Source organism: Bianquea renquensis, assembly GCF_014384895.1.
GTDB lineage: Bacteria > Bacillota > Clostridia > Lachnospirales > Bianqueaceae > Bianquea > Bianquea renquensis.
This window is the reverse complement of record NZ_JACRSQ010000013.1, coordinates 65,570-78,421: the sequence shown is the minus strand read 5'-3', so window position 1 is coordinate 78,421 and position 12,852 is coordinate 65,570. Positions and strand designations below refer to the sequence as shown.

The following is a 12,852-nucleotide window of genomic DNA, read 5'->3' as shown; positions in this document are numbered from 1 at the left end:
TCATAGCTATAAAAAATTGGAGGAAAAAACAATGAAGAAATTTGCAGCTTTCTCACTTACTCTCATGATGGTCATATCTCTTGCGGCCTGTGCCGGAAATAGTGAACCGGCTGAAACAAACTCCCCTGATGTGGAGAGCAGTGTGGTGGACGAAACATCGGCATCGGAAAGCAGTGCGGCAGAATCCGAGCCGGGAACCGAAGCTTCGCAGCCCGATGAAACGGAAACCGAGGCGGAAGGAACCAAGGTACTGGTAGCCTATTTCTCTGCCACTGGTACTACCGAAGGCGTGGCGGAACATATTGCAAACGGTCTGAACGCAGACATTTACGAGATTGTTCCGGAAGAACCTTATACGGATGCTGACCTTAACTACAATGACAACAACAGCCGTACTACGATTGAAATGAATGATCCGTCTGCCCGCCCCGCCATTTCCGGTTCTGTGGATAACATGGATCAGTATGACATTGTATTTCTCGGTTATCCCATCTGGTGGGGAGAAGCGCCGAGAATTGTCAGCACCTTTATGGAAAGCTACGACTTTTCCGGTAAGACCATTGTTCCCTTCTGCACGTCCGGCGGCAGCGGTGTCGGTTCCAGTGCAACCAATCTGGAACAGCTTACCAGCGGTGCCAACTGGCTTGAAGGACGGCGTTTGAACGGCCGTGATTCTCAGGATACCGTAATGGAATGGGTAAACAGCCTCGGTCTGAGCCTGGGAGAATAATCGGATAAAGAAATTTTAAGGAGATGATACCATGAGAAAAATATTTGCACTTATGCTTTCGGCTGCACTTGTGTTTTCTCTGGCGGCCTGCTCCAATACACAGCAGAGCCGTGATTCCAATCCTGCGTCCAGCGAAGAATCCTCACAGGTAGCAGAATCCACTCCGGTACAGACTGCGGAAACAGAGTCTTTGCCGGAGGAGGATAATATGAATGCTTCGGATACAGAAACCGCCTCTACGGAAACGGAGAGTGAGGAAAGCAACATCCTGATCGCTTACTTTACCTACGGCGAAAATGCGGAACTTCCCGATGATGTGGATGCCTCTGCAACAGCCAGTATTCAAATCTTTAACGGCGAAGTCACAGGCAATACCGGTGTGATGGCTCACATGATCGCAGAAGCATCCGGCGGAGAGCTGTTCTCTATTCGGACGGTAGAACCTTATCCCGACAGCTATGATGACACCATCGATGTTGGACAGTCTGAAAAGAACAATGGAATTCGCCCTGAGCTGTCTACGCATATCGAGAATCTGGATCAGTACCGTACCGTTTTTGTGGGGTTCCCCAACTGGTGGTATGGAATGCCCATGGTCATGTACAGCTTTTTTGACGAGTATGATTTCAGCGGAAAAACGGTGATCCCCTTCTGCACGTCCGGCGGCAGCGCATTTTCGGATGCAATTGAAGAAATAAAAGATATGGAGCCGAACGCAACCGTCCTTGACGGCCTTCATATTGGCGCTTCCAGTGTAACTGATGCGGAAAGCAGAGTGAATGAATGGGTGGCTGAACTCGACGTATCCAAGTGATGGGAAGGGGTGAATGACTCATGAAACCAAAAATGAAAATCAAGATGGGAATTGATCTCCTGATGACAGCGCTGCTGCTCTGCCTGATGGCATATCAAATCACCGGGGAGGCGCTTCATGAGTGGTTCGGTGCCGGGATGCTGCTTTTGTTTATCGCACATCATATCCTCAACATTCGGTGGTATGGCAATCTGTTCAAGGGGAATTACAAGCTTCTGCGCATTTTACAGACAATCGTTAATTTTAGCGTACTTATTTCCATGCTTTGTCTTGGATATAGTGGAATCGTCTTGTCACGCCATGTCTTTGCGGCGTTTCCTATAGGCGGGCCAATGGCTACTGCGAGAAGTATGCACATGGCAGCCTCCTATTGGGGATTTGTGCTGATGAGCCTCCATTTGGGAATGCACTGGGGAATGATCGTGGGAATGTTCCGCAGGCTTTTGAAAGGCAGGAAATTGCCGGGTGCGGCGGTGTGGGGGCTGCGGCTGGCCGCCGCCGTAATCGCCGGATATGGACTGTTCTGTTTTATCCAAAAGGACATTGTTTCTTATATGTTTCTGAAAAATCAATTTGTATTTTTTAATTTTGACCAAAGCGCAATATCCGTATTCGCAGAGTACATTGCGATGATGGGATTCTGGATTTTTGTCAGCTTTTATATGACCCGGGGAATCGGAAAGATTTCCGGCAAACACTCGATAGGAAGGGAGAAGATCAATGAAAAGAATTAGTGCTTTTCTGATGGCGGCTGTAATGGTTTTTTCGTTGGCTGCGTGCGGTACAATGTCACAGGAACCGGAGACAAGCAGATCTGAAACAGAAGCCGTTCAGAGTACGGTTTCTTCGGAAGAAACGGAAGATTTGAACGCTGTCCTGTCCGAGGCGCCTGAAAATTTTGTTCTGATAACGGGCGGGACTTTTGAGATGGGGAGTCCGGATATGGAAGGCTGGCGGTCTGAAGATGAAACACAGCATACCGTGACGGTCAGCGATTTCTATATGAGTATGTATGAGGTCACGCAGACGGAATACGCTGAAGTGATGGGCAACAATCCCAGCAGTTTTTCCGGTGATGCCCTCCCGGTAGAAAACGTTTCGTGGCTGGATGCAGTGGCTTATTGCAATGCCAGGAGCGAGCTTGAGGGTTTAACGCCTGCTTATGCTATAGATGGACAGACGGTAACATGGGATCGCAGTGCAGACGGATACCGTCTCCCCACAGAAGCAGAATGGGAGTATGCCTGCCGCGCAGGAACTGTAACACCTTTCAATACAGAAACCTCCATCAGTGCGGAGGAAGCGAATTATTACGGACATTATCCCTATGAAATCGAGGAGAATTATTTCTCTCAAGGCAACCTTGATACCCAGCCGGGGGAATACCGGCAGACCACCGTTGAAGTGACCAGCTTTTCCCCTAACGGATGGGGCCTTTACAATATGCATGGGAATGTCAGCGAATGGGTATGGGACTACTATGGAGCATACAGCGCAGAGGAGCAGAGGGATCCCACCGGTCCGGAAACGGGCACTCTTCGAGTATACAGAGGCGGCGGCTGGAATGACTTTGCGAAAAATATGCGGAGCGCATATCGGGCAGCCATGGCAGAAGATAAAGGCAGCTTTAACATTGGCATCCGGCTCGTGAAAAATGCGGGAAACGGAGCAGGCAGTGTTGTCAGCACAGGCACTGAGAATACAGAGAGCGCAGGCGGCAAGGTGCTGATTGCCTATTTCTCATGGGGAGGAAATACAGCGGGAATCGCAGAAGAAATCCAGTCTCAGACGGGTGCGGATTTGTTTGAAATTACATTGGTAAATCCCTATTCCACGGATTATAATACCGTATTGGATGAAGCACAGCGGGATCAGAATGAACAGGCCCGCCCGGAACTGGCAACTCATGTAGAAAATATGGACGAGTATGATACCATCCTGTTGGGTTATCCCAACTGGTGGGCATCCATCCCCATGCCGATTGCGTCTTTCCTCGAAGAATATGATTTTACAGGAAAAACAATTATTCCTTTCTGCTCTCATGGCGGCGGACGGTTCGGGCAGAGTCTGACGGCGATTGCCAAGCTGGTGCCGGATGCTGTAATGGGTGAAGCATTATCGGTACATTACTCCGGCGGCGACAGTTTGCCGGACGATATAACGGAATGGCTGGAGAGTAATGGGATTTTAGAATAAAAGCAATTAGCGAAAGGGTAGAGCATAGGAAAAGGCATGAATCAGCAAGTAGGGTTATTTTCAAATAAAGCATTACAGGATATGATTATCCCACTATTTTTAGAGCAACTGCTGGTCATGCTCGTGGGGCTGGCAGATACCCTGGTCGTCAGCTATGCCGGAGAAGCGGCGGTTTCCGGCGTTTCTCTGGTAAACCAGTTCAACACGATTTTTATTTACCTGTTTACGGCGCTGGCATCCGGCGGCGCCGTGGTGATCAGCCAGTATATTGGCAGAAAGGCAATGGATGCTGCCGGGGAATCCGCAAGCCAGCTCCTGCTGTTCTCTGTGATTTTTTCCGCATTGGTTTCGGCACTTGTGCTGATTGGGAACGAGGGAATGCTTCGTCTGATGTTCGGAAAAGTGGAAAGCGATGTGATGCAAGCCTGCATTACTTATCTTAGAATTTCCGCTTATTCCTACCCGGCTTTGGCGGTTTATAACGCCGGCGCCGCGCTTTTCCGCAGCGTGGGAAAGACCAGCGTGACTATGTATCTGTCGGTGGCGTCCAATATCATCAATGTCATTGGCAACCTGGTCGGTGTGTTTGCGCTGCGCGCAGGTGTTGCCGGTGTCGCCTGGCCTTCCTTGATTGCCCGGACATTTTCGGCTGTGGTCATCACCGTGCTTTGTTTCCGCAAGAAAAACCATGTATTCTATGCCCGCAAGTGGATTTTTCAGTGGAACGGAGCGCTTATGCGGCACATTTTAAGGATTGCCATTCCAAATGGGCTGGAAAACGGCGTTTTCCAGTTGGTAAAGGTGGCTCTCAGCAGTATTGTGGCACTTTTTGGTACTTATCAGATTGCAGCAAATGGCGTGGCGCAGAGTATCTGGTCTTTGGCTGCCCTGGCCGGTGTTGCTATGGGGCCAGTGTTCATCACAGTCATTGGGCAGTGTATGGGAAACAGGGATATACAGGCCGCAGAAATCTACTTTAAGAAATTGGCGAAGATCACACTGTTGCTTTCGTCAGCATGGAATCTTCTGATTTTCCTGTTGACTCCCTTCTTTATGAGATTCTATGCATTGGAGCCGGATACAAAGCAGCTTGTGATCCAACTGGTTCTGATCCACAATCTGTTCAATGCCATCGCCTATCCTTTTTCCGGGGCACTCAGCAACGGACTGCGGGCCGCAGGCGATGTGAAGTTCACCATGTATGTTTCGGTCATATCCACCATAGTGGTGCGCCTGCTGCTGTCCTGGCTTTTAGGGGTTGTCCTGCAAATGGGCGTCATAGGAATTGCGATTGCAATGGTCAACGACTGGGGCATCCGGGCGATTATTTTCTTCTGGAGACAGAAGTCTGGGAAGTGGAAAACTTTTCAGGTAATATAGTTTTTATTCAAAGTTCCGCCAGCAATTTGTGTGTAAAAAAATGATGGAGGTATAGTATGAGCAAGAACATTTTAGTGGCGTATTTTTCAGCTAGCGGCATAACTGCAAAGGCAGCGTGGAAGCTTTCAGAAGCGATTGGCGCTGATCTGCACGAAATTAAACCGGAGATTCCTTATACGAGGGCCGATTTGAACTGGATGGACAAAAAGAGCAGAAGCTCGATGGAGATGAACGACCCGTCATCCCGGCCTGCGATTGCGGAGAAGCTGCCTGACATGGAAAAATATGATGTTGTTTTCGTGGGGTTCCCTAAACTGTAGTAACTAAATAAGAGTGTATAGCGTGCATATAGTTTGAAAATTGAGATAGAAAGCAACATGATACACAAAAATATTGAAAAGTGTGTATCGTGATAAATAGAAAATAGGATGTGAAAGAAGTTATGCCAAGTATGAAAAAAAGAGTTTTATCCATTCTGCTTGTAGGGGTGGTTTTGGTTGGCGTGTTAAGCGGGTGTGGTACAGTTAAAGAGGAACAGGAAGGCAGCAGTACATCACAGCCGCAACAGACCAACCAATCTTCACAGAATGAAGATACCTCGGATGTAAAGGAAGATACAAATGAACCGACCGCAGAGAAAACACTTGTCGTATATTTCTCAGCAACAGGAACGACCGAAAAAGCAGCAGGTATGATTGCTGACGCTACAGGAGGTGAGTTATTCGAGCTTGAGCCTGTCGAACCATATACAGATGAAGATTTGGATTGGACAAATAGTGATAGCCGTGTCAGCAGAGAGCATGAAAACGAAGCAGAAAGAACGGTGGAGTTAGTTTCAGCCACAATCGATGGTTTCCAGGACGCATCTGTAGTCTATGTAGGTTATCCTGTGTGGTGGGGGATTGCTGCCTGGCCGGTCAACGAGTTCATAAGGAATAATGATTTTACAGGTAAGACGGTGATACCATTTTGTACATCCTCCAGTTCAGGTATTGGAGAATCGGGGAAATTGCTTGAAGAAATGGCGGGAACCGGAAATTGGCTGGAAGGACAGCGGTTCAGTTCAAGCGTTTCCGAAGCTGACATCAAAGAATGGATTGACAGCTTGGGATTATAACAGCAAAAAAGTTTTGGGGCATGATTCAATGAAAGGATCGTGCCTTATTTTTTTTGTAAAGAGGCGATTAGCCTTTTTAGGCTTAATCGCCTCTACAAGAAAAATCAAATACAGTTATGAATCAGAGAGATGGAACAAAAGCCATCTCTTTTTTATTTTATCGAAAGGAATCAAACGAAATGTATTTTACCGACAACTATCCTCTCCAGGAATATGAAAAGATGATGCGGAGAATTCCAAACTTCCCGCCGAGAGGACATGGCGTCGTTGTAATCTGTTCTGCAGAGGGCATAGAGTCCGGCATGGCGACATACCGGGAGGTTATGGCCAAAGCCATGTCGTGTATCAACTATGAGCCGTTTTTAATTCGGCTTGAAAAATATATCAGAGAAAGTGAGAACAACCCTATGGAATTCAGAAACGAGAAGCATCGAAAGGTATTTGCCGAAGCTACGGAGAAGCTCGACAAAAAGAATTATTCCCTCATGTCTGCCCTGTATCTGCTGACGGCAGATTTGAAATTATGGGATGCAGTGAAACGGTTTGTGGCAAAGAACGAAATCCAATTCCAAGACATTCATTTCCAGCGTGGTCGGTCTGGCGATGGATACCAACATGAAAGCCCCGTTATGTGTGCAGACACTGGAGAATGCAGCGAAAGCGTATCCAGGAATCCGTGGAGCTATTATCCACAGTGACAGGGGGGGCCAGTACACCAGCCAGCTTTACCGGGATGCAATCCGGCAGTATGGCATACAGCAAAGCATGAACAGCGCAGGCGGCAGATGTCACGATAATGCCCGATGTGAAAGCATGTGGGCCAGAATGAAGTCAGAACTGCTGTATGACCGTTATGATACAGAAGAAATGACCACTGAGGAACTCAGGACTGTCATCTGGAGGTATTTTGTCAGCTACTGGAATAACCGAAGGATATGTTCTGCTAATGGTGGGCTCCCTCCGATGGTCAAACGACAGCAATACTATGATTCGTTGAAAAAAGCAGCATAGGATACAAAATCCTTGAGGAAAATGTGTCAACTAATATTGACAAAATCAGATGGCAGTCGGCTCTTTATATATGTTCTCAGTCCCAAGAGGTTATCAGGACGGCTTCAATCAATGGTGCAAGCAGATAACAGCTTTGTGTTTAACTGCTTTTATGCAGACAACGCTTTTGTATCTCGGACTTTTGACCTTTCCCGGAAATATGCTCCTGGGACTCGGCATCATGCTTGCGTCCAATGAAGTGCCGAGGATTGCGCAGCAGTTCGGCCTGGACTCCTCTGTCAGAGTGAACATGATGAGTGTCGTTCACGCGACTACCACAGCGGTGAACCTAACCCGAAGCGTGGCAAGAGCAGCCGGAAAATAAAGGGAACCTTTCGTAAAGTTTTTCAAACCCACTTGATTTTATTTCGGTATGCCGATATAATAAAGTGAGAGGTGATGGTACGATGATTATTGACGATTTGTTAAAGCAGGCGCACATGACCAAATACCGGCTTGCAGAACAGGCGGGTATCCCGCACGCTACGCTGAGCGATATATGCAGCGGAAAAACGAAACTGGAAAAATGTTCTGCTGAAACGGTTTACAAGCTGGCAAAGGCGCTTGGCGTTACAATGGAACTGCTTGCAGAAGGCGGCATCCGGCAGACCGAGCGTGAACGCGCTTATGAATACGGACTTCCCGAATATCTCCAGCACGATCTGGACGCCTACAAGGACGGGCTTAAGACGAAGTCCAAACTCCTCGACTGTTATTGGGGAGAGCTTTACGGAAGCATCAATCTGGCAGAAATCAGCGAAGGCGTTATTACGCCGGAACACGCCGATTACCTGCGAAAGAAATATCTATGGGGAAGGAATCCATGATGGAAGGAGTTGACTTTACAGACTGCCGCAAGATACTCGGCAGAGCTTACAACGGAGCAAACGGAAAGAAAATTGCCATAGAATACGGCGGGAGTCAGTATATGCTGAAGTTTTCCCCATCCGGCGGGAAAAAACCCACAACGCTGTCCTATACCAATAGCTGTATCAGCGAGCATATCGCCAGCAGCATCTTCAATCTTCTGGGTGTGACGGCGCAGGAAACGCTGCTCGGCACTTACCGGGTGGGAACAAAGACAAAGGTTGTATGCGCTTGCAAGGATTTTACAGCAGACGGAAAGCGGTTCTTTGATTTCTGCTCCATCAAGAATACGATTCTCGATTCGGAATCAGACGGCAGCGGTACAGAACTTTCGGATATACTGGAAGCGTTGGAAAAACAGCAGTATGTCGATCCTGCTATGCTGACCGGGCATTTCTGGAATGTGTTCGTGGTGGACGCCCTGCTTGGAAATTTCGACCGCCACAATGGAAACTGGGGATTCCTTTATGACGACATCGCAAATCAGGCGTGTATAGCGCCGGTGTTTGACTGCGGGAGCTGTCTGCTGCCGCAGGCGGATGAAAATGTCATGAGAGAAGTCCTGGCAGACGAGGACGCGCTGAACGCCCGTGTCTATCAGTTCCCAACCTCCGCTATCAAGCAGAACGGCCGGAAAATCAATTACTATGATTTCCTGTCCGGCGTGGAGGATAAGGAGTGCAAGGCGGCTATCCGGCGGATTGTGCCGAGAATCGATATGGAACGAATCAGGTCAGACAAGGAGCATTTTCAGACGCTTGTGGAAATGGTGGAACCGGAACCCACAAAGGAAACGGAATCAGAACCTGTGGCAGAGGAAGCAGAACAGGTTCCCGAAGCTGCGGAGGCGAGAAACCTTGCCCCACTCTTCGCAGAGAACAGCGACTGCATCGGATGGATTTGTATCCCAGGCACAGAGGTGAATTATCCGGCGAGTACAGCCAAAGCGGTGTGCCGTTCCTGGACGCCAGATGCAGCCTGCAAAGTGATAACCTGATCCTGTTCGGCCATAACATGAAAAACGGTACGATGTTTGGGAGCCTGGAGCAGTATACAGACAGGGACTACCTTACAGCGCATCCGGCCATTGAATTTGAAACCGCCTCCGGCTGTATGCGGTATGAGGTGTTCGCCGTGGCCGTTGTCAATAAGTATGATGACTGGTACAGCTTCCTTGATGCGGCAGATGAGGCGGTGTGTCAGGAACAGGTTTCCCGTATCCGGGAGAAATCCCTGCTCAAGACGGAAGCAATGCCGGTTTACGGCGGGCAGCTTCTGACCCTCTCCACCTGCCATGGATCCGGCAGCGATGACCGGCTGCTTGTGATTGCGGCGGAAACCACAGCAGACGGATGAGCGTCTGCGGATGTTATCCCCCTTTTCTGGATAACCTCTTGACTTGTAGGTTATCTTTGGATATACTATAAGCAAAGGAGGTGCAGTGACCTATGGAGGATGTGTATGAGATCATACGCCGTATCGAAGAACGGATTGCAGGGCTGCCTGCCGGATACATTTCCCGAAAGACGATTAAAGGGAAAGTCCAGCACTACCGACAGTGGCGGGAGGACGGGAAAATCAAAAGCAAATATATCCGGGAAGATGAACTGGAGGAAATCCGGGATCAGATCGGGGAACGGAAACAGTTGGAAGAACGGTTGAAGGAACTGAAAAAACAGGTTCCCATCCAGGAGGTGAAAGCGATGAAGTTTGAAACAAATCTCATAACCGGGGCTGCACTTGGCAGTATGGTTCGGAATGTCAGGGAACTTGAAAAGCGGGATTGCTTTGAAAAACTTGTGCGTTATCTGCGGGATGATAAAAACTGGACGAGGGTCTGCGCTGTCTACGGCCTTCGCAGGACAGGAAAGACGACCATGCTGTATCAGGCGATTGCAGATATGAATGAGGAAGAACTGGAAAAAACCGCTTATGTGAAGATGCGAAGCAGCGATATCATGAACAACCTTGTCCATGACCTGGATACACTGTACCATGCCGGATATAAGTATATCTTTATCGATGAAGTAACTCTGATGGAGGATTTTATCGACTCCGCCGCGCTGCTTTCCGACCTGTATGTCCCTATGGGAATGCGGATCGTGCTGTCCGGTACGGATTCCCTGGGCTTCTGGTTTGCACGGGACAACGAGCTGTATGACCGGGTGCGCACCATCCACACGACATTCATCCCATTCCGGGAATATAGCCGTCTACTTGGCATCGACAGCATCGATGAGTATATCCGCTACGGCGGGATGCTCCAGCCGGGGGAACTGGCCTTCGAGGATGAGGATGCCGCCGCAGACGATTCCTCCTTCCGGGATAACGAGTCCACCCGGCGGTATATTGACACAGCCATTGCGAAAAACATCCAGCATTCGCTGGCGTGCTTTAGATATGGCCATTATTTCGGGCATCTGCGCAGTCTCTATGAAGCGGATGAACTGACCAATGCCATCAACCGTATCATTGAGGATATGAACCACAGTTTTGTGCAGAAGGTTATCACGCAGGATTTTGTCTCCCATGACCTGGGCATTTCAGAACGGAACCTGCGCAATGAGAGGGATGCCACAAAAAGGACGGACGCGCTCGGCAGGATTGACAAACAGGCCGTGACTGAAAAGCTGATGCAGCTTCTCAATATCCGCAACCGGGAGCAGCAGACGCTTAACGTGACCGATTCCCAGGCACTACAGATCAAGCAGTATTTAAAATCGCTGGATTTGATCGTGGAATGCCCCATCGAGTATGCGCCCGGCGCTGAGAAAGAGCAGAGGGTCTTGTTTACACAGCCCGGTATGCGCTACTGCCAGGCGCAGGCTTTGGTGTATTCGCTGATGCAGGACGAAACATTCAGCCAGCTATCATCGGATGAAAGGGACTATATCACGGAGCGTATCCTCGGAGAAGTCCGGGGGCGGATGCTGGAGGACATTATCCTATTGGAAACGATGAAGGCGCTTCCCAAGCAGTACAAGGTGTTCAAGCTGCAGTTTGCCAGCGGCGAATATGATATGGTCATCTATGATAGAGAAACCAATTCCTGCGCCGCCTATGAGATCAAGCACAGCAGCCAGTATGTACGGGAGCAGGCAAGGCATCTGCTGGATGAGGAAAAGTTGGCGCTGACCTCGCCCCGGTACGGGACGCTGGCAGGCCGGTATGTCCTGTATCTTGGAGAGGATGTGGACACGGAGGATGGCATCGCCTACCGGAACGCCGAGCAGTTCCTAAAGGCGCTGCCGGAGATCACACTGGCCAGCAGGCTGGAGGAAACCGTCTCGGAGGATGAGGGATTCCACCCGACTTTATAAATCAAACAGTAACAAGAATCAGTCGTTTTGTGAAAGCGAAGCGGCTGATTTTTTTGCGCCTTTTCAGCTTTCACAAGACGGCGGAAGGAGGAAACATGCTGAAACGAAAACCAAAGGTACTCACGCCGGAGCAGATGGAAGAAATCCGCACAAAGGACTTTTTCGATATGATCCTGCCCGGTACCATCAAATTTTTATCCGACCACTATATCCTCGGCGACAGTTACCGATGCACATGGGTGATCCGGGAATACCCGCCATCCACTGATGTGGTATAAAAAAAGTTGACACTCCATACTCAAGGATTTGAGATATAATTAAGAGAATAAGGAGTGAACAAAAATGGCAGAAAACAGACAATATGACCACGAATACAAAGTACAGGCCGTGAAGCTGGCAAAAGAAATCGGACAAGCTAAGGCGGCCAAAGAACTGGGGGTTCCCAAGAATACCATGTATGGCTGGGTGCGGGCTAACCGTCTTGGCAATCTTGATCTGGGGGCAGGGTCACAGACCCCACAAAGCGCCATGACGCTTAATGAGGAACTCATCCAGCTTCGCCAGCAGGTAAAGGGACTTATGGCCGGATACGCATGTATCAGGCATTGACATTGAAGCAGCCAGAAAATGTTAGGTTTTGCGCCCAACAGCAGTTCTGCGGAGGTATTATCCAAAGCGCTTGGCAGCCGGACGGTCATGTCCGGCTCGGTCAGCCGCGGCAAGAACGATCCGTCACAATCTCTGCAGATGATAGAACGGCCCTTGCTCACGCCCGATGAACTCAAATCCATGCCCAAAGGACAGTTTGTGGTGATGAAAACCGGTGTGCATCCTATGCGTGTCAAACTGAAGCTGTTCTTCAAATGGGGCATTCGGTTTGATGAGAATAATCCCTACACCGTAGCCGACAACGGTAGCAGAAAGGTGGAATATGCCGATAAGAAAGAAATCATGGACGGCATTATCGAAAAATATCATCCCGAACTGGCAGCGGTATCACTTCCGCCGGAGGAAGCTCCTCCCGGTGGACAGGATCAGCAGATGAGCGAAAAGAACGCACCGAAGAACAGAAAACCGCCGGCAAGGGAGAAAAAATCCGGCGGCGCAGGCCTGCAGACAACTGCGCCGAAAAACAGACGGAACAGCCCTCCTGCTGTCCGTCATGAACCGGAGGTGCAAAGCGATGGGCAGTCAAGGATTTAGAAAAAGCCGGGCTGATACGAAAAGAGGCGCACTACCGTGAAAACGGCAGTGCGACCTCCAATCGATATTATCTGCTGTAAAACAAGACATCTTCACTCACAAGGGGGCAGTATGTCTTCATGGTGAACCGAGCGCCGGTTCATCATGAACCCCTTTGAACCTCCCAATCTAAGGA

The 12,852-nt window shown here is 49.2% G+C and carries 14 protein-coding genes and 3 pseudogenes; all 17 read left to right on the top strand.

Features of this window, described 5'->3' with window-relative positions:
• Nucleotides 1-31 precede the first annotated feature (31 nt).
• Nucleotides 32-730, top strand: coding sequence for a flavodoxin (locus H8730_RS09995; protein ID WP_177718687.1), 699 nt, complete (start codon nt 32-34; stop codon nt 728-730).
• Between the two features lie 31 nt (nt 731-761).
• Entirely contained in the window at nt 762-1,544 is a 783-nt protein-coding gene (locus H8730_RS09990; RefSeq protein WP_177718689.1) for a flavodoxin, read from the top strand.
• A gap of 20 nt (nt 1,545-1,564) precedes the next feature.
• Nucleotides 1,565-2,278 (top strand): DUF4405 domain-containing protein, encoded by a 714-nt coding sequence (locus H8730_RS09985; protein WP_177718691.1) that lies wholly within the window; start codon nt 1,565-1,567, stop codon nt 2,276-2,278.
• Nucleotides 2,265-3,740, top strand: a complete 1,476-nt coding sequence (locus H8730_RS09980; protein WP_177718693.1) for a flavodoxin — start codon at nt 2,265-2,267, stop codon at nt 3,738-3,740. The genes H8730_RS09985 and H8730_RS09980 overlap by 14 nt, the downstream gene beginning before the upstream one ends.
• Before the next feature lie 36 nt (nt 3,741-3,776).
• Nucleotides 3,777-5,120, top strand: a complete 1,344-nt coding sequence (locus tag H8730_RS09975) for an MATE family efflux transporter (protein WP_177718695.1) — start codon at nt 3,777-3,779, stop codon at nt 5,118-5,120.
• 56 nt (nt 5,121-5,176) lie between these two features.
• Nucleotides 5,177-5,431, top strand: a pseudogene (locus H8730_RS09970) (flavodoxin); the annotation flags it as partial.
• A gap of 131 nt (nt 5,432-5,562) precedes the next feature.
• Nucleotides 5,563-6,237, top strand: coding sequence for a flavodoxin (locus H8730_RS09965; RefSeq protein ID WP_346726573.1), 675 nt, complete (start codon nt 5,563-5,565; stop codon nt 6,235-6,237).
• A 179-nt stretch (nt 6,238-6,416) separates the two neighbouring features.
• Nucleotides 6,417-6,935 (top strand): hypothetical protein, encoded by a 519-nt coding sequence (locus H8730_RS09960; protein ID WP_177718675.1) that lies wholly within the window; start codon nt 6,417-6,419, stop codon nt 6,933-6,935.
• A complete protein-coding gene (locus tag H8730_RS09955) occupies nt 6,871-7,248 on the top strand; it encodes a DDE-type integrase/transposase/recombinase (protein ID WP_346726572.1) in 378 nt (125 codons plus the stop codon). Before H8730_RS09960 ends, H8730_RS09955 begins: the two co-directional genes overlap by 65 nt.
• A gap of 46 nt (nt 7,249-7,294) precedes the next feature.
• Nucleotides 7,295-7,612, top strand: a pseudogene (locus H8730_RS09950) (conjugal transfer protein TrbL family protein); the annotation flags it as partial.
• 82 nt (nt 7,613-7,694) lie between these two features.
• Nucleotides 7,695-8,114 (top strand): helix-turn-helix domain-containing protein, encoded by a 420-nt coding sequence (locus H8730_RS09945; protein ID WP_249289779.1) that lies wholly within the window; start codon nt 7,695-7,697, stop codon nt 8,112-8,114.
• Nucleotides 8,111-9,151, top strand: coding sequence for a HipA domain-containing protein (locus H8730_RS09940; protein ID WP_249289778.1), 1,041 nt, complete (start codon nt 8,111-8,113; stop codon nt 9,149-9,151). Before H8730_RS09945 ends, H8730_RS09940 begins: the two co-directional genes overlap by 4 nt.
• Nucleotides 9,049-9,510, top strand: coding sequence for a class B sortase (locus H8730_RS09935; protein ID WP_249289777.1), 462 nt, complete (start codon nt 9,049-9,051; stop codon nt 9,508-9,510). Before H8730_RS09940 ends, H8730_RS09935 begins: the two co-directional genes overlap by 103 nt.
• Before the next feature lie 92 nt (nt 9,511-9,602).
• Nucleotides 9,603-11,474, top strand: coding sequence for a DUF6788 family protein (locus tag H8730_RS09930; protein ID WP_177714658.1), 1,872 nt, complete (start codon nt 9,603-9,605; stop codon nt 11,472-11,474).
• A gap of 95 nt (nt 11,475-11,569) precedes the next feature.
• Nucleotides 11,570-11,752, top strand: coding sequence for a hypothetical protein (locus H8730_RS09925; RefSeq protein WP_177714656.1), 183 nt, complete (start codon nt 11,570-11,572; stop codon nt 11,750-11,752).
• A gap of 64 nt (nt 11,753-11,816) precedes the next feature.
• Entirely contained in the window at nt 11,817-12,083 is a 267-nt protein-coding gene (locus H8730_RS09920; RefSeq protein ID WP_249289776.1) for a transposase, read from the top strand.
• A 24-nt stretch (nt 12,084-12,107) separates the two neighbouring features.
• Nucleotides 12,108-12,677, top strand: a pseudogene (locus H8730_RS18035) (type IV secretory system conjugative DNA transfer family protein); the annotation flags it as partial.
• Between the last annotated feature and the right edge of the window lie 175 nt (nt 12,678-12,852).